At 66.4% G+C, this 26,121-nt stretch carries 21 protein-coding genes and 7 tRNA genes; 23 read left to right on the forward strand and 5 right to left on the reverse strand.

Annotated features, from left to right (window positions below; genetic code table 11):
- Window positions 1-85: 85 nt before the first annotated feature.
- Window positions 86-1,738 (reverse strand): M48 family metalloprotease, encoded by a 1,653-nt coding sequence (locus tag J5837_RS11385; RefSeq protein ID WP_210536853.1) that lies wholly within the window; start codon window positions 1,736-1,738, stop codon window positions 86-88.
- Between the two features lie 193 nt (window positions 1,739-1,931).
- On the opposite strand from J5837_RS11385, the gene grxC reads away from it, so the two are divergent.
- The 5 genes from grxC to J5837_RS11410 all read left to right on the forward strand — a co-directional run bounded on the left by grxC (window position 1,932) and on the right by J5837_RS11410 (window position 6,009).
- Complete coding sequence (gene grxC, locus J5837_RS11390; RefSeq protein ID WP_210537024.1) at window positions 1,932-2,174, forward strand: glutaredoxin 3; 243 nt, start codon at window positions 1,932-1,934, stop codon at window positions 2,172-2,174.
- A gap of 15 nt (window positions 2,175-2,189) precedes the next feature.
- Complete coding sequence (locus J5837_RS11395; RefSeq protein WP_210536854.1) at window positions 2,190-2,807, forward strand: HD domain-containing protein; 618 nt, start codon at window positions 2,190-2,192, stop codon at window positions 2,805-2,807.
- A gap of 7 nt (window positions 2,808-2,814) precedes the next feature.
- A complete protein-coding gene (locus J5837_RS11400; protein ID WP_210536855.1) occupies window positions 2,815-3,204 on the forward strand; it encodes a carboxymuconolactone decarboxylase family protein in 390 nt (129 codons plus the stop codon).
- A gap of 367 nt (window positions 3,205-3,571) precedes the next feature.
- Window positions 3,572-4,579 (forward strand): isocitrate dehydrogenase, encoded by a 1,008-nt coding sequence (locus J5837_RS11405; RefSeq protein WP_210536856.1) that lies wholly within the window; start codon window positions 3,572-3,574, stop codon window positions 4,577-4,579.
- 113 nt (window positions 4,580-4,692) lie between these two features.
- Window positions 4,693-6,009, forward strand: coding sequence for a Na+/H+ antiporter NhaC family protein (locus J5837_RS11410; RefSeq protein WP_210536857.1), 1,317 nt, complete (start codon window positions 4,693-4,695; stop codon window positions 6,007-6,009).
- Between the two features lie 42 nt (window positions 6,010-6,051).
- Here the strand turns inward: J5837_RS11410 and J5837_RS11415 are convergent, their stop codons facing one another.
- Window positions 6,052-6,825: a Bax inhibitor-1/YccA family protein gene (locus tag J5837_RS11415; protein WP_210536858.1), complete on the reverse strand. Its 774-nt coding sequence runs from the start codon at window positions 6,823-6,825 to the stop codon at window positions 6,052-6,054.
- A gap of 135 nt (window positions 6,826-6,960) precedes the next feature.
- Between J5837_RS11415 and J5837_RS11420 the strand changes: the two genes are divergently transcribed.
- From J5837_RS11420 to J5837_RS11485, 14 genes are all read left to right on the forward strand, one after another.
- Window positions 6,961-7,037 (forward strand) — tRNA-Pro (locus J5837_RS11420).
- Between the two features lie 33 nt (window positions 7,038-7,070).
- Window positions 7,071-7,147, forward strand: a tRNA-Arg gene (locus tag J5837_RS11425).
- A gap of 35 nt (window positions 7,148-7,182) precedes the next feature.
- Window positions 7,183-7,259: transfer RNA gene (locus J5837_RS11430), tRNA-His, on the forward strand.
- Window positions 7,260-7,302: 43 nt separating this feature from the next.
- Window positions 7,303-7,378 (forward strand) — tRNA-Lys (locus tag J5837_RS11435).
- A gap of 227 nt (window positions 7,379-7,605) precedes the next feature.
- A tRNA-Leu gene (locus J5837_RS11440) sits at window positions 7,606-7,690 on the forward strand.
- 59 nt (window positions 7,691-7,749) lie between these two features.
- On the forward strand, window positions 7,750-8,148 hold the full coding sequence (locus J5837_RS11445; protein ID WP_210536859.1) for an MmcQ/YjbR family DNA-binding protein: 399 nt from the start codon (window positions 7,750-7,752) through the stop codon (window positions 8,146-8,148).
- A 140-nt stretch (window positions 8,149-8,288) separates the two neighbouring features.
- Window positions 8,289-9,581, forward strand: a complete 1,293-nt coding sequence (gene tig / locus J5837_RS11450) for a trigger factor (RefSeq protein ID WP_210536860.1) — start codon at window positions 8,289-8,291, stop codon at window positions 9,579-9,581.
- Between the two features lie 41 nt (window positions 9,582-9,622).
- Complete coding sequence (gene clpP, locus J5837_RS11455) at window positions 9,623-10,249, forward strand: ATP-dependent Clp endopeptidase proteolytic subunit ClpP (RefSeq protein WP_210536861.1); 627 nt, start codon at window positions 9,623-9,625, stop codon at window positions 10,247-10,249.
- A 127-nt stretch (window positions 10,250-10,376) separates the two neighbouring features.
- Window positions 10,377-11,660: an ATP-dependent Clp protease ATP-binding subunit ClpX gene (clpX, locus tag J5837_RS11460; RefSeq protein WP_210536862.1), complete on the forward strand. Its 1,284-nt coding sequence runs from the start codon at window positions 10,377-10,379 to the stop codon at window positions 11,658-11,660.
- Window positions 11,661-11,792: 132 nt separating this feature from the next.
- Window positions 11,793-14,231, forward strand: coding sequence for an endopeptidase La (gene lon, locus J5837_RS11465; protein ID WP_210536863.1), 2,439 nt, complete (start codon window positions 11,793-11,795; stop codon window positions 14,229-14,231).
- Between the two features lie 216 nt (window positions 14,232-14,447).
- Window positions 14,448-14,720: an HU family DNA-binding protein gene (locus J5837_RS11470; RefSeq protein ID WP_210536864.1), complete on the forward strand. Its 273-nt coding sequence runs from the start codon at window positions 14,448-14,450 to the stop codon at window positions 14,718-14,720.
- Window positions 14,721-14,761: 41 nt separating this feature from the next.
- Window positions 14,762-14,836, forward strand: a tRNA-Val gene (locus J5837_RS11475).
- Window positions 14,837-14,872: 36 nt separating this feature from the next.
- Window positions 14,873-14,949, forward strand: a tRNA-Asp gene (locus J5837_RS11480).
- An 89-nt stretch (window positions 14,950-15,038) separates the two neighbouring features.
- Window positions 15,039-15,512 (forward strand): YciI family protein, encoded by a 474-nt coding sequence (locus tag J5837_RS11485; protein ID WP_210536865.1) that lies wholly within the window; start codon window positions 15,039-15,041, stop codon window positions 15,510-15,512.
- Between the two features lie 230 nt (window positions 15,513-15,742).
- Here J5837_RS11485 and J5837_RS11490 read toward each other — a convergent pair whose 3' ends face one another.
- Window positions 15,743-17,146 carry a GntP family permease gene (locus J5837_RS11490; protein ID WP_210536866.1) on the reverse strand — a complete coding sequence of 468 codons (1,404 nt, stop codon included), beginning with the start codon at window positions 17,144-17,146 and terminating at the stop codon, window positions 15,743-15,745.
- Between the two features lie 170 nt (window positions 17,147-17,316).
- Here J5837_RS11490 and J5837_RS11495 point away from each other — a divergent pair, with 170 nt between their 5' ends.
- From J5837_RS11495 to J5837_RS11510, 4 genes are all read left to right on the forward strand, one after another.
- Window positions 17,317-19,533, forward strand: a complete 2,217-nt coding sequence (locus J5837_RS11495; RefSeq protein WP_210536867.1) for a TonB-dependent receptor — start codon at window positions 17,317-17,319, stop codon at window positions 19,531-19,533.
- Window positions 19,534-19,704: 171 nt separating this feature from the next.
- Window positions 19,705-23,040, forward strand: a complete 3,336-nt coding sequence (locus tag J5837_RS11500; protein WP_210536868.1) for a hybrid sensor histidine kinase/response regulator — start codon at window positions 19,705-19,707, stop codon at window positions 23,038-23,040.
- 119 nt (window positions 23,041-23,159) lie between these two features.
- Entirely contained in the window at window positions 23,160-24,263 is a 1,104-nt protein-coding gene (locus tag J5837_RS11505; protein ID WP_342345534.1) for a DNA glycosylase AlkZ-like family protein, read from the forward strand.
- A 126-nt stretch (window positions 24,264-24,389) separates the two neighbouring features.
- Window positions 24,390-24,878 carry an NUDIX hydrolase gene (locus J5837_RS11510; RefSeq protein ID WP_210536870.1) on the forward strand — a complete coding sequence of 163 codons (489 nt, stop codon included), beginning with the start codon at window positions 24,390-24,392 and terminating at the stop codon, window positions 24,876-24,878.
- A gap of 122 nt (window positions 24,879-25,000) precedes the next feature.
- On the opposite strand, the gene J5837_RS11515 is transcribed toward J5837_RS11510, so the two are convergent.
- Both J5837_RS11515 and J5837_RS11520 read right to left on the reverse strand, forming a co-directional pair.
- Window positions 25,001-25,378, reverse strand: a complete 378-nt coding sequence (locus J5837_RS11515; RefSeq protein ID WP_210536871.1) for a GNAT family N-acetyltransferase — start codon at window positions 25,376-25,378, stop codon at window positions 25,001-25,003.
- 54 nt (window positions 25,379-25,432) lie between these two features.
- On the reverse strand, window positions 25,433-26,098 hold the full coding sequence (locus J5837_RS11520; protein WP_210536872.1) for a response regulator: 666 nt from the start codon (window positions 26,096-26,098) through the stop codon (window positions 25,433-25,435).
- Window positions 26,099-26,121: the final 23 nt, after the last annotated feature.

Consider the following 26,121-nt stretch of genomic DNA (forward strand, 5'->3'; position numbering starts at 1 on the left):
CCGTCCTGTTGGGGGTACCTCGCCAGTAGACGACAATTTTGTGACTGAAACATGACATGCCGCAGCACGGTCATGTTCCGGCCGGTCAGCGCCGTTCCACGTCCGGATCCTTGATGCCCTGGCGGCGCAGTTCCAGCACCTGCGGGGTGATCGTGGCGATGCGGGCGTCGATGCGGGAGCGGGCGTAATAGTCCAGATCGCTGCGCTGCTTCAGGTTCTGCAACTGGATCAGGGCCTGCTCGGGGCGTCCGTTCAGGAAGGCGGTTTCGGCATAGGCCTCGCCGGCACGGACCTCGTCGCCGGCCAGTTCGTTGGCGCGGGCATAGGCCTGCTGGAACACGGGGTCGTCGCCGGTACCGGCCAGCAGCGGACGCAGCACCGCCAGCGCGCGCTGACCAGCCTCGCGGCCGCCCTGTTCGTTCAGGATCTGCGCATAGGTGACCGCGATGGCGCGGTTGCCGGGCTGGGCATGCAGCAGCGCGTCGAGGCGCTGGTTGGCGGCGGCGGTACGGCCGGCGCGGGCCTCGGCCTGGGCCAGGGCCAGGCCGATCCACAGGTTGGCGGGATGGGCGGCCTGCAATTCGCCCAGTTCGCCGGTGGCTTCCGCCAGCTGGTTGTTGCGGAACTTGGCCAGGGCCAGGCCGTAGCGCTGGGCGTCGGTCAGGCCCTTGGAACTGCCGCGGCGGATCTGTTCGTATTCACGCACCGCCGCGGCCGGGGTATTGGCGCTGAACACGCGCAGGCGTTCCTTGGCCCATGGGAACTGGCCGCCGTCGGCCTGCACGGTGGTGGAAATCGCCGGGCGCAGGGCGCCGGGCAGCAGCGGATTGGCGCCGAGCCGGCTGCCGGCGACGTAATCCGGCCCCTGGCGCACGCGTTCGGTGACGCTGCCGGTGGGCGTGGTGACCGTGCTGCTGACCGTGGCGATGCCGTCACGGCGCAGTTGCTCGGCACGTTGGCGGGCTTCGCTGATGCGGGTCAGGGTGACCGGGTGGGTCTGCAGGTAGTCGGGGTAGGCTTCGCGGCCGCTGCCGCGGGCGCTGCGGGTCAGCGATTGCAGACGCTCGAAGAAATCGCCCATCGCGTCGACGTCGTAGCCGGCGCGGGCCAGGGTGCGGATGCCGACGCGGTCGGCTTCCGATTCGTTGCTGCGCGTGTAGTCGATCTGGCGCTGCGCGATCAGGCCCTGCGCGGAAGCCAGCGCGGCCATCGTCGCATCACCGGTGGAATTGCCGCCGGCCGCCTGCGCGGCGACGATCGCCGCCAACATGCCCAGTAGGATCGGCACGCTGTCCTTCTGCGCGCGCTCGGCGCCGCGCAACACATGCTGCTGGGTGACGTGGGCGATTTCGTGCGACAGCACGCCGGCCACTTCGTCCTCGCGCTCGGCCGCCAGCACCAGCCCGGCGTTGACGCCGATGTAGCCGCCCAGCGTGGCGAAGGCGTTGATCTGGCGGTCGCCCATCATGAAGAAGGTGAACTTCTGTCCCGGCAGGTCGCTGTCCGCGCCGAGCTTGCGGCCCATGCCGGTCAGCCAATTGTCGATCAGCGGGTCTTCCAGCAGGTAGCCGTAGTTGCGCAGCTCGCGCAGCATCATTCCGCCGTATTCGGACTGCTTGGCCGGGGTCAGCAGTTCGCCGGCCGAAGAGCCGATGTCGGGGAGCTTTTCCTGGGCGAAGGCAAGCGGCGAGGCGACGGCCACGGTCAGCAGGGCGGTGGCGAACAGGGTGGGGCGCAAGCGGAACTCCGCGTCCGGGGAAGCGCGCAGGATGAGGCCGGCACGGGCCGGACGGGTGAATAGCCTGTTAATCCGCACTGTCTGTTCCACCTGACTGACTGTTGCACGGCCCGCGTGCCACCATACTGCGGTCAGACCATTGGAAACGCCGAGAATTCCCGTGAGCAACACCGAAGCCTCCCCCCGCATCGTCATGTACACCACCGCCGTCTGCCCGTACTGCGTGGCGGCCAAGAACTTCCTCAAGAGCAAGGGGCAAACCTGGGAAGAGGTGCGGGTCGACACCGATCCGGCCGAGCGCGAGAAGATGATCGCGCGCGCCAAGCGCACCAGCGTCCCGCAGATCTTCATCGGCGAAACCCACGTCGGCGGCTACGACGACCTGATCGCGCTGCATCGCGAAGGCAAGCTCGAGCCCTTGCTGGCCGGGGCCTAAGCGCGGCGCGGGGCGATGGATCCCCTGTTCGAACGATCCTGGCAGCGGGCCTGGGCGGCATTGGGCGCAGGCGCTCCACAGGGCTTGGGCGAACGCCTGCTGGCCAGCTATGCCGAGCCGCAGCGCAAGTACCACACGCTCCAGCACCTGGGCGAGTGCATCCGGCATTTCGAACCGGCGCTCGGCCTGGCCCGGCATCCCGGCGAAGTCGAGATCGCCTTGTGGTTCCATGACGCCATCTACGAACCGAGGCAGTCGGACAACGAACTGCGAAGCGCCTCCTGGGCCGTGAAGGAACTGGAAGCCACGGGTTTGCCGGCAGAGGTCGTCGAGCGCGTGCATGCGCTGGTCATGGCGACGCGCCACGCGGCCCTGCCTGAAAGCGACGACGAACGCATCCTGGTCGACGTGGACCTGTCCATCCTCGGCGCGGAAGCGGATCGGTATGCGCAGTACGCGGCACAGGTGCGCGAGGAATACGCCTGGGTGCCGGGCTGGATCTTCCGGCGCAAGCGCAAGGCGCTGTTGCGCGAATTCCTCGTCCGCGAACCCATTTACGGCACGCAACATTTCCGCGACCGCTTCGAAGCGCGTGCGCGGGAAAACCTGGAAAACGAAATCAGACGACTGTGAGGACTGCATGAGCGATTCCGGCAACGACCGCATCAAGGAATTCACCGAATTCCGCCAGCGCATGAATGAACGCATCCTCGCCGAACCCAACCAGGTGGTGCGACGCTTCTTCGCCCTGGACACGCAGACCTACCAGGCCGGCGCGCTGGACGTGAAGACCAAGGAACTGCTGGGCCTGGTCGCCTCGCTGGTCCTGCGCTGCGACGATTGCATCAGCTACCACGTCGCGCAGTGCAAGGAAGCCGGCGTCAATCGCGACGAGATGTTCGAAGCGTTCTCGGTCGGGCTGGTGGTCGGCGGCAGCATCGTCATCCCGCACCTGCGCCGCGCGGTGGATTTCCTCGACCAGTTGGAATCCGGCGCGGCAGCTTCGCCGGGCGAGCACGCGCACGGTTGACGCTTTTCCTTCTCCCACCGGGATCGAATCCGCCTCAAGCGGCTGAGGGTGGCCGAAGAGCCCGCCCGTACCCGATACGGGGGTGGATGAGGGCAGAAGACTCGCTTGCGCTACCACCGGTCTCGCACTTGCAGATTCCTTCCTTCATCCGACGCTCCGCGTCACGCCCGGCCCAAGCGTTCGGAAGCTGCTCTTCTCCCGTGGGGACAAGGAAAACAAGCACTTGCCGGCCGGTTATACGGGCGCGCTGCGGCGCGTTGCAGCAATAAAGGCTGGGATGTTGTCTCGCGGCGCGGCATAATTGCGTCTGAAACCTTCCCCCTGCGCGCCGGTTTCCCAGCGCGCCTTTCGTACGGAACCCCACGCAATGACCCAGACGATCACCGTCATCCGCGGCGATGGCATCGGCCCGGAAATCATGGACGCCACCTTGCACGTGCTCGAAGCGCTGAAGGTCGGCCTGAGCTACGAAGAGGCAGACGCCGGCCTGGTCGCGCTGGAGAAGCACGGCGACTTGCTACCGCAGGCCACGCTGGATTCGATCCGCAAGAACCGCATCGCGCTGAAGAGCCCGCTGACCACGCCGGTGGGCGAGGGCTTCAGCTCGATCAACGTGGCCCTGCGCCGCACCTTCGACCTGTACGCCAACGTGCGTCCGGCCAAGTCGTTCCCCAACACCAAGTCGCGCTTCCCGATGGGCGTGGACCTGATCACGGTCCGCGAGAACACCGAAGGCGCGTACATCGGCGAAGGCCAGTCGATCTCGGAAGACGGCGAGACCGCGCTGCTGACTCAGAAGATCACCCGCAAGGGTTCCGAACGCATCGTCCGCTACGCCTTCGACCTGGCCCGCGCCACCGGCCGCAAGAAGGTCACCCTGGTGCACAAGGCCAACATCCTGAAGACCACCTCGGGCCTGTTCCTGAAGGTCGGCCGCGAAGTTGCCGCGCAATACCCCGATATCGAATGCAACGAGATGATCGTGGACAACACCTGCATGCAGCTGGTGATGCGTCCCGAGCAGTTCGACGTCATCTGCACCACCAACCTGTTCGGCGACATCATCTCCGACCTGTGCGCCGGCCTGGTCGGCGGCCTGGGCCTCGCGCCCGGCGCCAACATCGGCAAGGACGCGGCGATCTTCGAAGCCGTGCACGGCTCCGCGCCGGACATCGCCGGCAAGGGCATCGCCAATCCCTGCGCGCTGCTGCTGGGCGCGGCGCAGATGCTCGACCACATCGGCCAGCCGCAGAACGCCGAGCGTCTGCGCAAGGCCATCGTCGCCACGTTGGAAGCCAAGGATTCGCTGACCCCGGACCTCGGCGGCACCGGCACCACGATGACGTTCGCGCAAGCCATCGCCAGCCGCGTGTAACTCCGCGGCATGAGCCGACAAGCATCCGGAATGACGGAACGGGGCGGAAACGCCCCGTTTTCCGTTGTCAGGCCGGAAAATAGGCGGTTCGGTTTCCGCCAATGGAAAAACCCATGACCTCCCGACCCAGCGCGCTCGCGCTGACCCCGTTGCTGCTGTTCCTGGCGATCTTCTTCGGTGCCGGCCTGTACTTCACCCTGCACGGCGAACCGATGGGCTTCTACCAACTGCGTGCGCCGGTGGCGATATTGCCGGCGCTGGCCTGGGCGGCCTGGCTGGCGAAACGGCGCGGCCTGCCGGCAGGCGAAATCCTGCTGCGCGGCATGGGCGACGCCAACATCGTGCTGATGTGCCTGATCTTCCTGCTTGCCGGCGCCTTCGCCACCGTGTCCAAAGCCATCGGCGCGGTCGATGCGGTGGTGCAGCTCGGCGTCGGCGCGTTGCCGCCGGCATTGATCCTGCCGGGACTGTTCGTGCTGGCTTCGCTGATTTCGCTGGCCATCGGTACTTCGATGGGTACCATCGCCGCGGTCGTGCCGATCGCCCTGGGCGTGGCCGAAGCGGCGGGGCTGGATACCGCGCTGGTGGTCGGTACGGTGATCGGCGGGGCGATGTTCGGCGACAACCTGTCGGTGATTTCCGACACCACCATCGCCGCCACGCGCACCCAGGGCGCGGAAATGCGCGACAAGTTCCGCGAGAACTTCAAGATCGCCTTGCCTGCGGCGCTGGCCACCGCGCTGCTGTTGGGCTGGCTGGGGGATTCGGCGCCGGTACCCACCGAAACCGATGCCTCGCCATGGCTGTTGCTGCCCTACGTGCTGGTGCTGGTCCTGGCTTTGACCGGGCTCGATGTGCTGGTGGTGCTGGGCATCGGCCTGGCGCTGGCGGGTCTGTTCGGTTTCGTGTTCGCCGCCGACTACGGTCCGGTCGAATTCGCCGGCGACGCCTGGACCGGCTTCGAGGGCATGACCGAAATCCTGCTGCTGTCGCTGCTGATCGGCGGCCTCGGCGCGCTGATGAAGGCGGCCGGCGGACTGGACTGGCTGGCGCTGGCGATCGGCCGCATCGCGCGCGGACACAAGGGGCGCCGCACCGGGGAATTCAGCATCGCCGCACTGTCGGCCACCGCCGACGTGTTCACCGCCAACAACACCGTCGCGATCCTGGTCGGCGGCGGTGTCGCCCGCGATATCGCCGCGCAGCACGGCATCCCGCCGCGTCGTGCCGCCAGCGTGCTGGACATCTTCGCGTGCATTCCGCAGGGCCTGCTGCCGTACGGCGCGCAGATCCTGCTGGCGGCATCGCTGGCCTCGGTGTCGCCGCTGGCGTTGAGCGGCAAGGTGTATTACTGCTGGATCCTGGCCGTGGTGACCGTTGTGTTCATGCTGTGGCCCGCGCGAAAGGCGCTCGCCGAACCGGCCGCATGAAAAAGGGCGCCATCGGCGCCCTTTCTTCGCACGCGGATCGGATCAGTTGCGCGACTGCAGCTTGCCCAGCAGGCGCAGGAACTCGACGTACAGCCACACCAGCGTGACCATCAGGCCGAACGCACCGTACCACTCCATGTACTTGGGCGCGCCCGCATCCACGCCGGATTCGATGAAGTCGAAGTCCAGCACCAGGTTCAGTGCGGCGATCACCACCACGAACAGGCTGAAGCCGATGCCGATCAGCCCCGACTCGTGGATGTAGGGGATATTGATGTTGAAGAAGCCCAGCACGATGGTCGCCAGGTAGATCAGCGCGATGCCGCCGGTGGCCGCGACCACGCCCAGCTTGAAGTTCTCGGTCGCCTTGATCAGGCCGCTGCTGTAGGCCAGCAGCAGCGCGCCGAGGGTGCCGAAGGTCAGCACCACCGCCTGGAACACGATGCCGTTGAAGCGCACTTCGTACATTGCCGACACCGCGCCGAGGAAGAAGCCTTCGACCAGCGCGTACAGCGGTGCGGTGACCGGCGACCATTCCTTCTTGAACGTGGTGACCAGGGCCAGGATCAGTCCGCCGATCGCGCCGCCCAGCAGGTAGCCGACGATGCCCGGCGTGACGACGGTCTCGCCGCCGACCGTGGACACCGACTGGCTCCAGGCGAAGGCGGCGGTGACCACGCTGAGCAGCAGCAGGAAACCGGTCTTGTTGACCGTGCCGTTCAAGGTCATCGCGCCGGCGCCGCGCGACACCACCGCGCCGCTGCCCAGGTCGAGAAACGTGGATTCCTTCAAAGCCGGATTGCCGCTGCGGATCATGCTCGTTGTCTCGTCGGTGTTCGGGCCTTGAGCATAGCCGATGCGCCGTTCCGGATAATTGCGTTTGACAGGGCAGGCCCGGATTCCGACAATACGCGGCCGCGTCGGCGCCTGCGCCGGGTCCGGAACCCAAGTCGGGGTGTAGCTCAGCCTGGTAGAGCGCCTGCTTTGGGAGCAGGAAGTCGCAGGTTCGAATCCTGTCTCCCCGACCAACGTCCAGCGGCGGATGCGACAATCCTGTTCGGGCGCCCGTAGCTCAACCGGATAGAGCACCGGCCTTCTAAGCCGGCGGTTACAGGTTCGAGTCCTGTCGGGCGCGCCACTTCGGCGGTGTGCGGGGCAGGCAAGGTTTCAATGGTGGCTGTAGTTCAGCTGGTTAGAGCACCGGATTGTGATTCCGGATGTCGTGGGTTCGAGTCCCATCAGCCACCCCATTTTTGTTTTTGCGCTTTTGTTTGCTACAATTTGCAGTCTTCGGGGCCGTTAGCTCAGTTGGTAGAGCAGTTGACTCTTAATCAATAGGTCCAAGGTTCGAATCCTTGACGGCCCACCAAACCCGAAACGCCCGGCATTGCCGGGCGTTTTTCTTTGTCTCGATCGGTGCAAGGACGCGGGTATCGCGGCGCGCTGCGGCGCGTTCGGGCCAATCGCGACGGGGAGCGGTCGCGGCGCGGTCCAAGGTTTGAATCCTTGACGGCCCGCCAAACCCGACGCGCCCGGCATTTCCGGGCGTTTTTCTTTTTGTTGAACCGCAGCGCCCGGCCGTAGAATGGCGCGCTAGCGAAAGTGGCGGAATTGGTAGACGCCCTGGATTTAGGTTCCAGTGCCGCAAGGCGTGGGGGTTCGAGTCCCCCCTTTCGCACCACGCCCCGCCGGAAGCGCGGCGGCGTCGCCCGTCTCGAAAATCCACCCAGCCCACCGAAGATGCCCAAGGCCAAACCCCGGCAAGCCAGCGACGCGCTGCTGCGCGAATTGAGGGCTTTCGGCCTGGCCTATCCCGGCGCGCACGGCAAGAGTCCGTGGCCGGGCCATGACGACCTGGCGGTCAACGACAAGACCTTCGCCTATCTCGGCGTCGAGGGCGAGCCGTTCAGCATTTCCTGCAAGCTGCCGAAGTCGGGCGAAGCGGTGCTCCTGTTGCCCTTCGCCAAGCCCACCGCCTACGGGCTGGGCAAGAGCGGCTGGGTCACGGTGACGCCGCCGCCGGGCGAGCTGCTGGCGCTGGACGTGCTGAAGGCCTGGATCGACGAGAGCTATCGCGCGCAGGCGCCGAAGAAGCTGGTGCGGGAACTGGATGCGCGCGGCGGCGCGTCGGCCGGTTGAACCTGCCGGCGCAGGCTGGCAGCCGCGCCCGTCTTCGGCCAAAATACCCCGTTCACCCCCGCGCCGGCAGGCCGGTCGCGCCCGGTGGGACCATTTTCTATCAATGCCATGGCGCGGCCATGACAGCAGGAGTCAGCAAGATGCAAGTTTCCGTGGAATCGGTGGGCAATCTCGAACGCCGCATGAGTTTCACCCTGCCGGCCGAGCGCCTGGACAGCCACATCGGCGGCCGCCTGCGCGAAATCGCGCGCACCGCCCGCATCAAGGGCTTCCGCCCGGGCAAGGTGCCGGCCAAGGTCATCGAACAGCGTTTCGGCCAGCAGGTGCGCGCCGAGGCCCTCGACGGCCTGCTGCGCGAGACCTTCGATTCGGCCGTGCGCGAGAACTCGCTGCTGCTGGCCGGCAACCCGCGCCTGGAACCGGCCGGCGAGGGCCAGCTGGAGTGGGTGGCCACCTTCGAAGTGGTGCCCGACTTCGGCGAGGTCGACGTCGCCAAGCTGAACGTGATCCGCCACGTCGCCGAGGTGACCGAGGCCGACATCGACCAGATGATCGAGAACCTGCGCATGCAGCGCCGCGAATTCCGCGCGGTGGATCGTCCGGCCGAGGCTGGCGACCGGGTCAACCTGGAAACCTGGTCGCAGGCCGGCGACGAGCGCCTGCCCGCCGAAGGCGAGGAGAAGGGCGCGACCCTGATCGGCTCCGGCGTGATGTTCCCGGCGATCGAGAACGCCCTGGTCGGCATGTCCAAGGGTGAGGAAAAGGCCATCGACGTGGATTTCCCCGCCGACTGGCGCGTGCCGCAGCTGGCCGGCCGCAAGGTCCAGGTCCACGTGAAGGTGGTCGAGATCGCCGAATCGTACGTGCCGGAGGTCGACAAGGCCTTCATCAAGAGCTTCGGCGTGAAGAGCGGCGACCCGGCCCAGTTCCGTGCCGACATCCGCAGCAACCTGGAGCGCGAACTGAAGGGCGCGCTGGCCAACCGCCTGCGCCGCGAAGTGGGCGAACAGCTGATCGCCGCCTATTCGCACGTGGAAATGCCGCCGAAGCTGGTCGAGGCCGAGGCCCGCAACATGCTGGCCATCCAGCTGGACCAGGCCCAGCGCAACGGCCAGAACCCGCAGGTGCCGGACAATGCCTGGCAGGATTTCCTCGACCCGGCCCGCAAGCGCGTGCTGGTCGGCCTGCTGGTCGGCGAGGTCGCCCGCCGCAACCAGCTGCGCCTGGACCCGAAGCGCCTGAACGAAACCATGCGCCTGATCGCCTCCACCTACGAGGAACCGGAGCAGGTCATTGAGTTGTACCGCAACGATCCCCAACTGATGGGTGGATTGCAGAACCGGGTGATGGAAGAGCAGGTGATCGACTGGATCGCCGAGCGCGCCCAGCACACCGAGCAGCCGCTTTCGTTCCAGGAAGCCATCCGCGGTTAACTCAGGCGTCGGCGCGTGCCGGGGCCACAACGGGAATCCTAATGAGCATCGAGACCAAAGCCCTGAACCTCGTGCCGATGGTGGTCGAACAGACCAGCCGCGGCGAGCGCGCCTACGACATCTATTCGCGCCTGTTGAAGGAGCGGGTGATCTTCCTGGTCGGCGGCGTCGACGACCACGTCGCCAACGTGATCGTCGCCCAGATGCTGTTCCTGGAAGCGGAGAACCCGGAAAAGGACATCAGCTTCTACATCAACTCGCCCGGCGGCATCGTCACCGCCGGCATGGCGATCTACGACACCATGCAGTACATCAAGCCGGATGTCAGCACCATCTGCGTCGGCCAGGCGGCCAGCATGGGCGCGGTGTTGTTGGCCGCGGGCGCCAAGGGCAAGCGCTATGCGCTGCCGAATTCGCGGGTGATGATCCACCAGCCGCTGGGCGGCTTCCAGGGCCAGGCCACGGACATCGACATCCACGCCCGTGAAATCCTGACCATGCGCCAGCGCCTGAACGAGATCCTGGCCAAGCACACCGGCCAGTCGCTGGAAACCATCGCCCGCGACACCGAACGCGACAACTTCAAGAGCGCCGCCGAAGCCCAGGCCTATGGCCTGGTCGACCAGGTGCTGGAGCGGCGTCCGGACGATTCCATCCAGGCGGCATAAGCCTGGACGAAGCGGCGAAACCATTGTTTTCGCACGGGTTCCCGGGCGGACTGGCGTCCCCCGGGCCCTGTGCTATTCTCGAATCGAATCCCCCGCCGGAAGGGCGGGTCAAGCGGGTAAGCAAGGCATGAGCGAAGAACGCACGGGCCGTTCCGGCGACAGCAACAAGATCCTGTACTGCTCGTTCTGCGGCAAGAGCCAGCACGAGGTCCGCAAGCTAATCGCGGGCCCCAGCGTGTTCATCTGCGATGAATGCGTCGAACTGTGCAACGACATCATCCGCGAGGAGCTGGAGGAGAAGGCCCAGTCCGCGCGCAGCCACCTGCCCAAGCCGCGGGAAATCCTCGAGGTGCTGGACCAGTACGTGATCGGCCAGCAGCGCGCCAAGCGCACGCTGGCGGTGGCCGTGTACAACCACTACAAGCGCATCGAAAGCCGGCAGAAGAACGACGACGTCGAACTGGCCAAGTCGAACATCCTGCTCGCCGGTCCGACCGGTTCGGGCAAGACCCTGCTGGCCGAGACGCTGGCGCGCCTGCTCAATGTGCCGTTCACCATCGCCGACGCGACCACGCTGACCGAGGCCGGCTACGTCGGCGAGGACGTGGAGAACATCATCCAGAAGCTGCTGCAGAAGTGCGACTACGACGTCGAGAAGGCGCAGCAGGGCATCGTCTACATCGACGAGATCGACAAGATCAGCCGCAAGAGCGAGAACCCGTCGATCACCCGCGATGTGTCCGGCGAAGGCGTGCAGCAGGCGCTGCTGAAGCTGATCGAAGGCACCATCGCCAGCGTGCCGCCGCAGGGCGGACGCAAGCACCCGCAACAGGAATTCCTGCAGGTCGACACCAAGAACATCCTGTTCATCTGCGGCGGCGCGTTCGCCGGCCTGGACAAGATCATCCAGCAGCGCAGCACCGAGGCCAGCGGCATCGGCTTCGGCGCCAAGGTCAAGAGCTCCGAGAAGAAGACCGAGATGGGCAAGGTCCTGTCCGAGGTCGAGCCGGAGGACCTGATCAAGTTCGGCCTGATCCCCGAATTCGTCGGCCGCCTGCCGGTGGTCGCGACGCTGGAGGAACTGGACGAGGCGGCGCTGGTGAAGATCCTCACCGAGCCGAAGAACGCCATCACCAAGCAGTTCAAGAAACTGTTCGACATGGAAGGCGTGGAACTGGAGTTCCGCCCCGACGCGCTGTCGGCCATCGCGCGCAAGGCGCTGAAGCGCAAGACCGGCGCGCGCGGCTTGCGCACCATCGTCGAGTCGGTGCTGCTGGACACGATGTACGACCTGCCGTCGATGGAAAACGTCGGCAAGGTGGTGGTGGACGAGTCGGTGATCGAACACAAATCCGAACCGTACCTGATCTACCAAAACCCGCCGCCGCCGAAGGTGGCCGTGGCCGAATGAGCCCGGCGGGGCCTTGCGATTCAAGGCCTTCCGCCATTTCACTTCGCGCTCACTTGCATCCCGGACGCAATGGCCCCATAACGGGGCCATTGGCGTTTCGGCGCCCCGAAAATCCGTAGTCCAGGAGCCCCCATGCCCCGTCGTCCCGCTTCCGAAATCCTAGACCTGCCGGTGCTGCCGCTGCGCGACGTGGTGGTGTTCCCGCACATGGTCATCCCGCTGTTCGTCGGCCGCGACAAGTCGATGCGCGCGCTGGAACAAGCCATGGAATCCGACAAGCGCATCCTGCTGCTGGCGCAGAAGTCGGCCGAGACCGACGACCCCGGCGCCGGCGACCTTTACCAGATCGGTACCCTGGCCCAGGTGCTGCAACTGCTGAAACTGCCCGACGGCACCATCAAGGTGCTGGTCGAGGGCGTCGCCCGCATGCGCGTCTCGCGCGTAGGCGAGCGCGACGGTTCCCTGTACGGGCAGGGCGAGGAGATCGAGTCCGAGGTCGCGCGCGAACCGCGCGAACTGGAGGCCGTCGCGCGCTCGCTGATGGGCCTGTTCGAGCAGTACGTGAAGACCAACCGCAAGCTGCCGCCGGAACTGCTGCAGACGCTCAGCGGCATCGACGAGCCCAGCCGCCTGGCCGACACCATCGCCGCGCACCTGGGCGTGCGCCTGAGCGACAAGCAGCGCCTGCTGGAAACCGTCGAAGTCGGCGAACGCCTGGAACTGCTGGTCGGTTTCGTCGACGGCGAGATCGACGTGCAGCAGATGGAGAAGCGCATCCGCGGCCGGGTCAAGTCGCAGATGGAAAAGTCGCAGCGCGAGTACTACCTCAACGAACAGATGAAGGCGATCCAGAAGGAACTGGGCGACCTGGACGACGCGCCGGGCGAACTGGACGAACTGGCGCGCAAGATCGCCGAAGCCGGCATGCCGAAGGTAGTGGAAACCAAGGCCAAGGCCGAGTTGAACAAGCTCAAGCAGATGTCGCCGATGTCGGCCGAGGCCGCGGTGGTGCGCAACTACCTCGACTGGTTGCTGGGCGTGCCGTGGAAGAAGCGCAGCAAGGTGCGCAAGGACCTGAAGGTCGCGCAGGAAACCCTCGATGCCGACCACTACGGCCTGGAGAAGGTCAAGGAACGCATCCTCGAGTACCTTGCGGTGCAGTCGAGGGTCAAGCAGATGAAGGGTCCGATCCTGTGCCTGGTCGGCCCGCCCGGCGTCGGCAAGACCTCGCTGGGGCAGAGCATCGCCAAGGCGACCAACCGCAAGTTCGTGCGCATGGCGCTCGGCGGCGTGCGCGACGAGGCCGAGATCCGCGGCCACCGCCGTACCTACGTCGGTTCGATGCCCGGCCGCATCGTGCAGAACCTCAACAAGACGGGGACCCGGAACCCGCTGTTCGTGCTGGACGAGATCGACAAGATGTCGATGGACTTCCGCGGCGATCCGTCCTCGGCGCTGCTGGAAGTGCTCGACCCCGAGCAGAACCACACCTTCAACGACCATTACCTCGAGGTCGACCTGGACCTGAGCGAGGTGATGTTCATCGCGACCTCGAATTCGCTGAACATCCCCGGCCCGCTGCTCGACCGCATGGAAGTGATCCGCATCCCCGGCTACACCGAGGACGAGAAGCTCAACATCGCCCAGCGTTACCTCGTTCCGAAGCAGCTGAAGGCCAACGGCCTGAAGCCCGAGGAGCTGAAGATCGACGAAAGCGCGGTGCGCGACATCGTGCGCTACTACACGCGCGAATCGGGCGTGCGCAACCTCGAGCGCGAACTGGCCAAGATCTGCCGCAAGGTGGTCAAGGAGATCGCGCTGAAGGGGCCGGCCCCGGCCAAGTCGAAGAAGAAGCCGAAGGCCGTGCATGTCACTTCGGAAAACCTCGACAAGTACCTGGGCGTGCGCCGCTTCGATTTCGGCCGTGCCGAAGAGCAGAACGAAGTCGGCCTGGTCACCGGCCTGGCCTGGACCGAGGTCGGCGGCGACCTGCTGCAGATCGAAGTCGCGCTGGTGCCGGGCAAGGGCGCCCTGACCCTGACCGGCCAGCTCGGCGACGTGATGAAGGAATCCGCGTCCGCGGCGATGTCGGTGGTCCGCGCCCGCGCGCAGGCGCTGGGCATCGACACCGAATTCCTGCAGAAGCACGACATCCACCTGCACGTCCCCGACGGCGCCACGCCGAAGGACGGGCCCAGCGCCGGCATCGCCATGGTCACCGCGCTGGTGTCGGCGCTGTCCAAGGTGCCGGTGAAGGCCGACGTGGCGATGACCGGCGAGATCACCCTGCGCGGGCGCGTTTCGGCGATCGGCGGACTGAAGGAAAAACTGCTCGCCGCGCTGCGCGGCGGCATCACCACGGTGATCATCCCGGAAGAGAACCGCAAGGACCTGGCCGACATTCCCGCCAACGTCACCGCGGGCATGAAGATCGTTCCGGTGAAGTGGATCGACGAAGTGCTCGACCTCGCGCTGGAACGTCCGCTGGCGCCGACGCCGGCCGCGGGCGGCGAAGCGATCGCGCCGCGTGAGCCTTCGCCTGCATCATCGCAGGCGGATGTCAAGCATTGAACGATAAATCTGCGTTCGTCGCTGAATATGCAAAACCGCCTGTTTTCAGGCGGTTTTTGCTTGCGCCGGCAACGCCGCGGCTGGTATAAATCCGTCGCTCGAATCGCCTGCCGGGAAGCAAGGCCAGGCCTGTCCGCCGGATTCCGTTGCGCCGCAGCGCGCCCGACAATCCGATCCACGATCCGCGGCAAAGAAGCCGCACAGGGAGCCAAATAGATGAACAAATCCGAATTGATCGATTACGTCGCCGATGCCGCAGGCCTCAGCAAGGCCGATGCCGGCCGCGCCGTCGAAGCCGTCGTCGCGGGCGTCACCGGTGCGCTGAAGCAGGGCGATACCGTCGCCGTCGTCGGTTTCGGTACCTTCCAGGTCCGCGCACGCGCTGCCCGTACCGGCCGCAACCCGAAGACCAAGGAAACCATCCAGATCCCGGCTTCGAAGAATCCGGTGTTCAAGGCTGGCAAAGCGCTGAAGGATGCCGTAAACTAGTCAACTCGCCGCCGGGCATCGGCCTGTCGGCAAAAGCACCCGGGTGCTTAGCTCAGCGGTAGAGCGTCTCCCTTACAAGGAGAGGGTCGGGGGTTCGAAACCCTCAGCACCCACCAAGTTCGGGCAATCCGGAAGCTTCCAGTTTCAAGCGCGGAGTGGTAGTTCAGTCGGTTAGAATGCTGGCCTGTCACGCCGGAGGTCGCGGGTTCGAGTCCCGTCCACTCCGCCACTTGTCAAAAAGCCCCGCTTCGGCGGGGCTTTTTCTTTGCCCGCTTTCCGGGCGTAGCATGCTGCGGACCAAAACCGCCGGGGAAGCGCATGCGCAGCATCTTCTTGATCGTCGTTGTGGTTTGCCAGTTCTGGCTGGGCTGCGCCTGGGCGCAGGAACCGGCCGCGGCTGCGAAGAAGGAGTACGACGCTGCGCTGGCGAAATCGGTCGGCGCCGACGAGCACGGCATGCGCAGCTACGTGCTGGTGATATTGAAGACCGGGCCGACGCCGGTGCCGAAGGGCGAAAAGCGCGACGCGATGTTCAAGGGCCACTTCGCCAACATGGAGCGCCTGGCGGGCGAGGGCAGGCTGGCCTATGCCGGTCCGCTGGACGGAGTCGACGGCTGGCGCGGACTCTTCATCCTGTCCGTTGGCGATATCGAAGAGGCGAAGAAACTGGTGGCTACCGACCCGGTGGTCGTCAACGGCGAAATGGTCGCCGAGTACCACAAGCATTACGGTTCCGCCGCGTTGATGCGAGTCAACGATCTGCACAAGCAGATCACGAAATCTGATTTCTGACAGGCGGCCGCCGCTCTTGCTTTGTAGAGCCGAGCACGCTCGGCTGCTGTTGTTTTTTTAGGCGCCGGGCTTGTCCCGGCACGCTTTTGATCTTCATTGCGAACGACAAAAAGTAAGCCGGGACAAGCCCGGCTTCTACAACGACAAAGGCAAGAACAAAAGCAGCCGAGCGTGCTCGGCTCTACAAAGCGAGGGCAGCGGCCGGGTCGGCCGCGGGGCTGGGCGGCCGCTTACACCCAGCCGGTCAGATAGAACATCGCGATCACGAAGAACACCGCCAGGGTCTTGATCGCGGTGATCGCGAACACGTCCTTGTACGACTGCCGATGGGTCAGGCCGGTCACCGCCAGCAAGGTGATCACCGCGCCGTTGTGCGGCAGGGTGTCCATGCCGCCGGAGGCCATCGCCGCCACGCGATGCAGCACGTCCATCGGGATGCCCGCTGCATGGGCATTGGCGATGAAGCTGTCGGCCATCGCCGCCAGCGCGATGCTCATGCCGCCGCTGGCCGAGCCGGTGATGCCGGCCAAGGCGGTGACCGACACGGCTTCGTTGACCAGCGGATTCGGGATGGCCTGCAGCGCATTGGCGACGACCAGGAAGCCGGGCAGGGCGGCGATCACCGCGCCGAAACCGTATTCCGATGCGGTGTTCATCGAAGCGAGCAGCGCGCCGCCGATGGCGCTCTTGGTGCCTTCGGCGAAACTCGCCAGCACCGGCTTCCAGGCGAAGGCGACCACACTGGCGATGCCGACTAGCAGCGCGCCCTGCACGGCCCAGATCGCGGCGACTTTCTTCACCTCCTGCACCACCGGATCGGGGTTGCCGATCACCGCCGGCACGAACGATTGCGATTCGCCGTACCAGCCGGGAATCCAGCGGGTGAACAGGAAATTCGCCACCCCGACCAGCACCAGCGGCAGCACCGCGAGCAAAGGATGGGCCAGTCTGTCGCCGCGGAAGACTTCCGGCTCGTTGCGCAGTTCGCCGCCGCTGGCGTAGCCCTCGCCGTTGCGCGCTGCGACGCGGCGGCGCCATTCCAGGTAGGCGAGGCCCACGGCCAGGACGAATGCGCCGCCCAGTGTGCCCAGCACCGGCGCGGCCCAAGCGGTGGTGCCGAAGAACGAGGTCGGGATGATGTTCTGGATCTGCGGCGTGCCCGGCAGCGCATCCATGGTGAAAGTGAAGGCGCCCAACGCGATGGTGCCGGGCACCAGCCGCTTGGGTATGTCGCTCTGGCGGAACAGTTCGGCGGCGAACGGATACACCGCGAATACCACTACGAACAGCGACACCCCGCCATAGGTCAGCAAGGCGCAGACCAGCACGATCGACAGCATCGCCCGCTTCGCGCCGACCAGCCTGATCGTCGCCGTCACGATCGATTTGGAGAAGCCGGAGATCTCGATCAGCTTGCCGAACACCGCGCCGAGCAGGAACACCGGGAAATACAGCTTCAGGAAGCCGACCATCTTTTCCATGAACAGGCCAGTGAACATCGGCGCGACCAGCGCCGGATCGGTCAGCAGCACCGCGCCCAGGGCGGCCACGGGCGCGAACAGGATCACGCTGTAGCCCCGGTAGGCCACGAACATCAGGAAGCACAGCGCGGCCACCACGATCAGAAACGACATGCACGACTCCTCCGGCCATGGCGCCGGTTGCAGTGCGGCGAGTATCGGCAGCGTGCCGCCGGCCGTCCCCTGTACGAAGGTACAAGTGAAGCTTTCGTTAGTCCTGCCTAGTCTCTGTACCGAATGGGCGGCAGCGGTCGTCCGCAGGTCATCCCTTGAGGAGGGGAACGATGAAGCGCAAGTATTTGAGCCTGGCCATCGCCGGCATGCTGGTCTCGCCGGCGGCCTGGGCGCAGGACGCGGCGGCGACCGACGGCGGGGACAAGGCCAGCGAAGCCAAGACCCTCGATTCGGTCAAGGTCACCGCGCGCAAGCGCGAGGAAACCCTGCAGGAAGTCCCGGTCGCGGTCACCGCGTTCACGCCCGAGTCGCTGGAGAAGCTCAACGTGCGCGACCTCGGCGACCTCGACGCGCAGGTGCCGAACCTGACCGTGTACGCCGCGCGCGGTTCCACCAGCACGGTCACCGCCTACATCCGCGGCGTCGGCCAGGCCGATCCGCTGTGGGGCGTCGACCCCGGCGTGGGCATCTACCTGGACGACGTGTACATCGCCCGCCCACAGGGCGCGCTGCTCGACGTGTTCGACGTGGAGCGCATCGAAGTGCTGCGCGGCCCGCAGGGCACGCTGTACGGCAAGAACACCATCGGCGGCGCGATCAAGTACATCTCGCGCGGGCTACCGAAGGAGACCACCGGTTTCGCCTCGGTCACCGTCGGCAACTACAACCAGCTCGACGCCAAGGCGGCGATCGGCGGTTCCATCGGCGGTCCCGACAGCGGCCTGCGCGCGCGCGTGGCCGTGGCCAGCATGAATCGCGACGGCTTCGGCGAGAACCTCCATACGAAGCAGGACGTCAGCGACAAGGAAATCAATGCGGCCCGCGTGCAATTGGGCGCCTATGCCGGCGACGACTTCGACGTGCAGTTCGCCCTGGACTGGATGGACGACCAGTCCGGCGTGCGCGGGGCGAAGATGCTGAAGGCCAATCCGCTGGCCCCGGCCTACCCGCCGCTGGACGACCGCTACGACATCCGCAGCGGCATGAAGAACATCAACGACACCACCATGAAGGGCGGGTCGATGACGGTGAACTGGCGCCCGAACGAGGACTGGGCGTTCAAGTACGTCATCGCCAAGCGCGAGTCGGACACCGAGACCAACATCGATTTCGACACTACGCCGCTGACTCTGGTCGACGTGCGCGCCTTCTACCACGACAGCCAGGTCAGCAACGAAATCCAGGCCAACTACGACGGCGGCGGCCGCGCCCGCGGCGTGATCGGCGTGTACGCATTCAACGGCGATGCCGGCGGCCAGGTGCTAAACCACTTCTACAACCCGCTGCTGGCCACGGGCCTGACCAACCCGCTGTTCGGCGATACCCAGGGCGTGGTCAATACCAAGAGCGTGGCGGTCTACGCCGACTGGACCTTCGACCTGACCGAAAGGCTGAAGCTGGACGTGGGCGCGCGCTACACCGATGAGGACAAGCACGCCATCGCGCTGAATCGCTTCTACACCGGCCTCGACTACACGACTTCGTGGGGCACGGCGGCGAACTTCGACAAGACCGTCAACTTCAAGAACGTTTCACCGAAGGTGTCGCTGGATTACCAGATCACTCCCGACATCATGGCCTACGGACTGGCCTCGCGCGGCTTCAAGTCCGGCGGCTACAACATCCGCGCCAACACCACCGCGGTGCCGCGTTCGGGCGAACCCTTCGACGACGAAAGCGTCGACAGCTACGAAATCGGCACCAAGATGGGCCTGTTCGACCAGAAGCTGTTCCTGAACCTGGCCGCGTTCCACAACGTGTACAAGGACATCCAGCTGTCGGTGTTCACTTCGTACACGCTGCCGAACGGTTCGCAGAGCTTCTTCGGTGACTTCACCAACGCCGGCAAGGGTACGGTCGATGGCCTAGAGGCGGAATACCAGTGGCTGCCGAGCGAGCACTGGGCGATCAGCGGCAACCTGGCCTGGCTGGACGCGAAATACGACGAGTTCATGGACCGTGGCGTCAACGTCGCCAAGTCGCAGAAGTTCACCAACGCACCGGAGTTCTCGGGCGCGTTGAACGTGGAATGGCGCACCGCGCTGGCCACCGGCGGCAACCTGTCGGCGCGGGTCGGCTACAGCTACCAGAGCGAGGTGTGGCCGACCACCGACCTGAGCCCGTTGATCAAGCAGGACGGCTATGGCCTGCTCAACGCCGGCGTGATCTGGAAGTTGGACGACGCATGGTCGTTCTCCTTGCAGGGCAGCAACCTGACCGACGAGGAATACCGCACCACCGGCTACAACATCGGGGCTTATGGTGTGCTGACCGGTTTCTACGGCTCGCCGCGCCAGTTCAGCCTGACCGCGCGCTACGACTTCTGACGCGGGCACGCACGGGGAACGACGAGGCGGCGGGCGCAGGCCTGCCGCCTCGTTCGTTTATGCTTCGCGGATGGGAAGGGGCCTGCCATTGCTTCGTCGGTGCCGTTGCGGGAGCGGTAATGACAAGTCACTACCACTCCCACGGGCGGGTTTCCTGGAGGGGATGAGGCCATGCTGAGCGTCGGCGCGGTCGCGCTGGCCGGACTGCTGTGGCTGGCGCTGATGTTCGCCACGGCGCTGTACGGCGAACGCCATCCGACGCTGTTCGCCCGGCACTGGCGCCATGTCTACGCATTGTCGCTGGCAGTGCATTGCACGTCGTGGACGTTCTACGGCACGGTCACCCAGGCCGCGCGCTACGGCTGGCCGCTGCCGCCGACCTTCCTCGGCGCGATCCTGTTCTATGCGCTGGCGGTGGCCTTCATGGTCCGGCTGGTGCGGCTGGCGCGCGAAACCAACGCCACGTCCATTGCCGACCTGATCGCGACGCGGCTGGGCAAGGATGCGTGGCTGGCCGCGACCGTGACCGCGATTGCCGTGCTGGGCTTGATCCCTTACATCGCGCTGCAGCTGAAGGCGGTGACGATGAGCTTCGCCACGCTGACCTCCGGCGCCGGCAGCGCGCCGGCTGCGTCGCCGTGGCGCGACAGCGCGCTGTACGTGGCGCTGGCGATGGCGCTGTTCGCGATGCTGTTCGGCACGCGCCGCGCCAGCGCCGCCGAGCACAACCGCGGCCTGGTGCTGGCGATGGCGTTCGAATCGCTGTTCAAGCTGGCGGCGATGCTGGCGCTGGGCGTTTTCGTCTGGTTCGGGCTGGAAGCGCTGCCCGAAGCCGACAAGCTCGCAGCGCCGCAATCGGTCGGCGGCTTCGCGCCGCTGGTGCTGCTGGGTGCACTGGCGATGTTCATCCTGCCGCACCAGTTCCACGTAGGCGTGGTCGAATGCCGCGACGACCGCGACGTGGGCACGGCGCGCTGGCTGTTTCCGTTGTACTTGGTGCTGATCGCCTTGCCGGCGTTGCCGCTGGCGCGCGCGGGTACTGCGTTGCTCGGCGACGGCGTGCCGTCGGACATGTATGCGCTGGCGCTGCCGTATTCGCAGGGGCGCGACGGCGTGGCCCTGTTCGCCTTTCTCGGCGGGCTCAGCGCGGCGACCGGCATGGTCGTGGTCAGCACGCTGGCGTTGAGCCTGATGATCGGCAACCACTGGTTCGCGCCGGGCTTGCTGCGCAGTGCGTGGTCGAAGGCGCACGGCGGGGACCGTCGCGGCGACGTGTTGCTGCTGCGCCGTGCTTGCATCGTCGCGATCATGCTGTCGGCGTGGGCCTACAGCCGCTGGATCGGCGGCAACGATGCGCTGGCCGATGTCGGCGCGGTCAGCTTCTCGGCACTGGCCACGCTGGCGCCGGCGCTGGGTTTCGCGGTGTGGCGACCGCAGACGCCGCCGCGCGCGGCCATCGTCGGCGTGGTCGGCGGCTTCGCGGTATGGGCCTGGGTGATGCTGGTGCCGATGCTGGCCGGGCAGGGCGACGCTGCGCCGGCCTGGTTGCGCGAAGGGCCGCTGGGACAGGCCTGGCTTTCGCCGACGGGCCTGTTCGGCCTGACCGGCTGGAGTCCGCTGGGCCGTGCGGTCGGCGCCAGTCTGTTCGTCGGCATCGTGCTGACCGTGCTGTCCGCCGGCTGGCGTCGCGAAGCGCCGCGCTTCGCCGGACGTCGCCTCGGCCGCGAAGCGTTGCGTGCCGCCGGCTTGCGCTTCCTTGCCCGCGAGCGCGTCGAACAACTGCTCGCCGATGCGCCTGCTGTCGGCCCGGTGCCGGACGCGATGGAAGCGCGGGTCGAACGCGAACTGTCGGCGGTGCTCGGCGCCGCATCGGCGCGCCTGCTGCTGAACGCGGCGCGCAGCGAGGCCGGCGAACTCGAAACCGTCGCCGCCATCGTCGGCGAGGCTTCGCAGGACCTGCGCTTCAACCAGCAGTTGCTCGAAGCTGCGTTGCAGAACATGAGCCAGGGCATCAGCGTGGTCGACCGCGAGCAGCGTCTGGTCGCTTGGAATCGTCGCTACGCCGAGTTGTTCGGTTTTCCGGAGGAACTGCTGCAGGTCGGTCGTCCCATCGCCGACCTGACCCGCTGGTCATTGCAGCGCATGCCGCATCGCGGCTCCGACGAGGCCGCGCTGCAGCGCAGGCTGGCCTTCATGCGCGCGGGCACGCCGCACCTGACCGAGCGCGTGTTCCCCGATGGCAGCGTCATCGAGATCCGCGGCAACCCGATGCCCGGTGGCGGATTCGTGGCCACCTACACCGACGTCAGCGATTCGCGTCGCGCGGAAGCCGAACTGAAGCGCGCCAACGAAACCCTGGAGCAGCGCGTGGCCGAGCGCACCGCCTTGCTGGAAACGGCCAAGCGCGAGGCCGAGCACGCCAACGACGCGAAGAGCCGCTTCCTCGCCGCGATCGGCCACGACCTGCTGCAGCCGCTGCATGCCGCGCACCTGTTCACCGACGCGCTGGCCCAGCAATTGCCCGAGAAGCGCGAACCGGTGGAACAATTGCGCGGCGCCCTGCATTCCACCACCGATTTGCTGACCGGCCTGCTCGACATGTCGCGGCTGGAAGCCGGCGGGCTGGTGCCGGAGCCGCGCGAATTCCCGCTGGCCGAAGTGCTGGAACCCCTGGCGTCGGAATTCCGCGCGCTGGCGGCCGAACGCGGCCTGCGCTTCGTGCACGTACCGACGCGCGCGTGGACCCGCAGCGACCCGCAACTGCTGCGGCGGATACTGCAGAACTTCCTCGCCAACGCGGTGCGCTATACGCCGCGCGGCGGCATTCTGCTAGGCGTGCGCCATGCCGCAGGCAAATTGCGCGTGGAAGTGCACGACACCGGGCCTGGCATCGCCGAACACGAATCGCAAGCGATCTTCGAGGAATTCCGCCGTGGCGAGGACGCCGCGGGGCAGGGGCTGGGCCTCGGCCTGTCGATCGCGGACCGCATTTCGCGCCTGCTCGATGCGCCGCTGTCGCTGCGCAGCCGGCTCGGCGCCGGTACTGTATTCGCGGTCGAGCTGCCGCGCGTGGTTTCGCGCAAGCCAGCATCCCCGGCCCCGATACGCAGCGGTTCGGCCGGGCGCACTTTGTTGCTAGTCGACAACGATCTCGTCGCGCTGGAGGCATTGCGGCAGATGCTGGAAGGGTGGGGTTGCCGCGTATTGGTGGCGACAGACGGCGAGGGCGCGGAGATGGCTTTGGACAATGGGCCGGCCGACGCGTGGTTGTTCGATTTCCACCTCGATCACGGTGATACCGGCGTTGCCTTGTACGAACGTCTTTCGGCGCGCCTTGGCGCGCAACCTTGCCTGATCCTCAGCGCCGACCAGACGGGTGCCGTGCGCCACGCCGTGCAACAGGCCGATTTGCCGCTGCTGTCGAAGCCGTTGCGTCCGCTGGCGTTGAAATCGGTATTGGACAGATTGCTGGCCGCGCGCGTTGTGGCGGCCGTGGGAGCGACGTAAGTCGCGATGCTCTTGCATAAAAGCATCGCGACTTACGTCGCTCCCACGACATGCGGTCGCGGCGCGTGCGACGCGGTTGCACTACGATCCGATTCCGTTCCCGGCAGGCCGTTCGCTTCGTGAGCAAGAAATCCCCCGACATCAACCAGCTGCGCCGTTACGCGATCGCGCGCAGCTTGTTCAAGCCGACCGCCCTGGGTACTGCGATCAAACGGTTGGGATTCGTCCAGGCCGACCCGATGCGCGCTCCGGCGCGGGCCCAGGACCTGATCCTGCGCCACCGGGTCCGCGATTACCGCGCCGGTGAACTCGAACGGCGTTATCCGCGACTGGGCATCGAGGAAGACTGCTTCGTCAACTACGGTTTCCTGCCGCGCGAGGCGCTGCCGCTGCTGCATCCGCGCACCGCCCGGCGCGAATGGGATGCGAAAACGCGCCGGCACGCCGCCGAGCTGCTCGAATTCGTGCGCCAGCACGGGCCGACCCACCCGACGGACGTGCTGGAAGCCTTCAGCCATCATGGCCGCCAACCCGGCTACTGGGGCGGGGAACTCAACGTCAGTACCCAGTTGCTGGATGGCCTGCATTACCGCGGCCTGTTGCGGGTCAAGCGGCGCGATGGCGGTACCCGCGTCTACGAGGCCGTCGAACACCCACCCGCGGACGACAGCCCGGCCGCCCGCCAGGCCCGCGCCGAGGCATTGCTGGACATCGTCGTCGCCCTGTATGCGCCGTTGCCAGCGGCCAGCCTGGGTTACCTGACGTCGTTGCTGGGTTATGGCGCGCCGCATCTGCGGATGGAGGCACGGCAGGCCTTCAGGCAGGCGAAGGCGCGTTACGCGCATGCATCGGTCGACGGCCAGACCTGGTTCTGGCCGGCCGACGAAAACCCGGCTTCGCGACGGCATGCGCCGGACGCAACGCTGCGCCTGCTCGCGCCGTTCGATCCCATCGTCTGGGATCGGCGCCGGTTCGTGCGGTTCTGGGGCTGGACCTACAAGTTCGAGGCCTATACGCCGGCGGCGAAGCGCACGATGGGCCATTACGCATTGCCGCTGTTGTGGGGCGAGCACATGCATGGCTGGGCCAACCTGCGCGTGGAAAAGGGTGTGCTGAAGCACGAGCTCGGCTTCGCGGGCGCTTCGCCGCGCGGCGCGGCGTTCAAGGCGGCGCTGGAGGAGGAACTGCAGCGGATGCGGGTATTCCTCGGCCTCGAGCGGTAGGAACGCACCTGGGCGCGACCGGGAATTGTCCGGCTGAGAAATTTTCCGCGTGGTGCCATGTGGCTCGGTCGCGCCCAGGTGCGTTCCTACAATAAAATTCGTGATCGCCGCTTCGGAAATTCCCGCATGCCTTACACCCCCATCGTCGCCACCCTCGGCTACGTGTTTTCGCCGGATCGGAAACAGGTGCTGATGATCCATCGCAACACGCGTCCGGGCGACCTGCACCTGGGCAAGTACAACGGCTTGGGCGGCAAGATTGAAGCCGATGAGGACGTGGTGGCCTGCATGCGCCGCGAGATCCGCGAGGAAGCGGGCATCGAATGCGACGAACTGTCGTTGCGCGGCACGATCAGCTGGCCCGGCTTCGGCAAGCACGGCGAAGACTGGTTGGGCTTCGTCTTCGTGGTGACGCAGTTCTCCGGCGAGCCCTATGCGAGCAATCCGGAAGGCACCCTGGAATGGGTCGACGTGGACCGGATCATGGACCTGCCGCTGTGGGACGGCGACCGCCAGTTCCTGCCGCTGGTGTTCGACGACGATCCGCGTGCATTCCATGGGGTCATGCCGTATCGCGACGGCAAGATGGTGTCCTGGGCCTACTCGCGGATTTGAGCGCCAGAATATTCGGCGTGGGAGCGACGTAAGTCGCGATGCTTTTGCCCTTTATCCGGCAACAGAGCTGAAAAGCATCGCGACTAACGTCGCTCCCACACCAGATATCAGGAGTGGACGGGCTACAGCGGCTTCGAATACACGTGTTGGGTCTTCTTGCGCACGTAGCCATGCTTCTCGTAGAACGGATGCGATTCGACGCGCACCGCGTTGGAGCGGACGACAAGGCGGTCGTAGCCGAGTTCGCGCGCCCAATCCTCGGCCGCGCCTGTCAGCGCCGCACCCAAGCCAGTGCGTCGGGCCCGTGAATCCACCACCAGCCCGACGATCTCGGCCTGCTCGCCGCCTTCCAGGCTGAGGCGGCGTTCCACGCCGATCCAGCCGAGCAGGCCGTTTTCGGCGGAGGCGACGATCACATGGCGGTTCGGATCGTCGAGCACGATCCGCAACCGCGGCGCCATGGCGTCGGCGTCCACGGGATAGCCCAGCTCGGTCGACAAGCGGGCGATTTCGGCCGCATCTTCCGGGCGCGCGGGGCGCAGGGGCGAAATCCATCAGCCTTCCACCAGCCGCGCGGGATCGGAGAGTTCCAGTTCGCGCAGCACCACGCCGGCCTGGGTGCGGTTGCGCACGCCGAGGCGGTCGAAGATCGCGGACAGGTGCGCCTTGACCGTGCGTTCCTGCACGTCGAGCTTGTCGGCGATCTGCTTGTTCAGCAGGCCCTGGGCGACGAAGTTCAGCACGCGGAATTGCTGCGGCGACAGGCTGGCCAGGCGCGAGGCGAGTTCGGCGTCGTGCGCGGACGAAGGCGCGCGAGCGACCGCTGCGCGCAACGTGGCCGGCAGCCATTGTTCGCAGGCCAGCACGCTGCGGATGGCGTCGCGCAATTCCTCCAGCCCCGAACTCTTCGGCAGGTAGCCGGCCGCGCCGTGGTCCAGGGCGCGGCGCACCACGCGCGGATCGTCGTTGGCCGAGACCACCACCACCGCCACGGCAGGGAACTGTGCGCGGATCGCAGCCAGCCCGGCCAGGCCGTGGTTGCCGGGCATGTGCAGGTCCAGCAGCACCAGGTCGATGTCGGGGTGGGCTTCCAGCGCCTGCAGCACGCCGTCCAGCGATTCGGCTTCCAGCACCGAAAGCTGGGCCACTGCGTCCGCGGCGGCCCCGCGCAGTGCGGCGCGGAACAGCGGGTGGTCGTCGGCGATCAGCAGTCTGGGCATGGTCGGAATTGTCGCAGGACCCG

This window comes from Pseudoxanthomonas helianthi, from assembly GCF_017939625.1.
Classification (GTDB): Bacteria; Pseudomonadota; Gammaproteobacteria; order Xanthomonadales; family Xanthomonadaceae; genus Pseudoxanthomonas_A; species Pseudoxanthomonas_A helianthi.

Bases quoted from the DNA above. Each gene is read 5' to 3' on its own strand.
- J5837_RS11470 (WP_210536864.1), top strand. From the start codon at position 14,448: ATGAACAAATCCGAATTGATCGATTACGTCGCCGATGCCGCAGGCCTC.
- J5837_RS11485 (WP_210536865.1), top strand. From the start codon at position 15,039: ATGCGCAGCATCTTCTTGATCGTCGTTGTGGTTTGCCAGTTCTGGCTG.
- J5837_RS11400 (WP_210536855.1), top strand. From the start codon at position 2,815: ATGAGCGATTCCGGCAACGACCGCATCAAGGAATTCACCGAATTCCGC.
- J5837_RS11395 (WP_210536854.1), top strand. From the start codon at position 2,190: ATGGATCCCCTGTTCGAACGATCCTGGCAGCGGGCCTGGGCGGCATTG.
- J5837_RS11495 (WP_210536867.1), top strand. From the start codon at position 17,317: ATGAAGCGCAAGTATTTGAGCCTGGCCATCGCCGGCATGCTGGTCTCG.
- J5837_RS11490 (WP_210536866.1), bottom strand. From the start codon at position 17,146: ATGTCGTTTCTGATCGTGGTGGCCGCGCTGTGCTTCCTGATGTTCGTG.
- tig (WP_210536860.1), top strand. From the start codon at position 8,289: ATGCAAGTTTCCGTGGAATCGGTGGGCAATCTCGAACGCCGCATGAGT.
- J5837_RS11510 (WP_210536870.1), top strand. From the start codon at position 24,390: ATGCCTTACACCCCCATCGTCGCCACCCTCGGCTACGTGTTTTCGCCG.
- J5837_RS11445 (WP_210536859.1), top strand. From the start codon at position 7,750: ATGCCCAAGGCCAAACCCCGGCAAGCCAGCGACGCGCTGCTGCGCGAA.
- J5837_RS11500 (WP_210536868.1), top strand. From the start codon at position 19,705: ATGCTGAGCGTCGGCGCGGTCGCGCTGGCCGGACTGCTGTGGCTGGCG.
- clpP (WP_210536861.1), top strand. From the start codon at position 9,623: ATGAGCATCGAGACCAAAGCCCTGAACCTCGTGCCGATGGTGGTCGAA.
- J5837_RS11520 (WP_210536872.1), bottom strand. From the start codon at position 26,098: ATGCCCAGACTGCTGATCGCCGACGACCACCCGCTGTTCCGCGCCGCA.
- J5837_RS11410 (WP_210536857.1), top strand. From the start codon at position 4,693: ATGACCTCCCGACCCAGCGCGCTCGCGCTGACCCCGTTGCTGCTGTTC.
- J5837_RS11405 (WP_210536856.1), top strand. From the start codon at position 3,572: ATGACCCAGACGATCACCGTCATCCGCGGCGATGGCATCGGCCCGGAA.
- J5837_RS11415 (WP_210536858.1), bottom strand. From the start codon at position 6,825: ATGATCCGCAGCGGCAATCCGGCTTTGAAGGAATCCACGTTTCTCGAC.
- clpX (WP_210536862.1), top strand. From the start codon at position 10,377: ATGAGCGAAGAACGCACGGGCCGTTCCGGCGACAGCAACAAGATCCTG.
- lon (WP_210536863.1), top strand. From the start codon at position 11,793: ATGCCCCGTCGTCCCGCTTCCGAAATCCTAGACCTGCCGGTGCTGCCG.
- grxC (WP_210537024.1), top strand. From the start codon at position 1,932: ATGTACACCACCGCCGTCTGCCCGTACTGCGTGGCGGCCAAGAACTTC.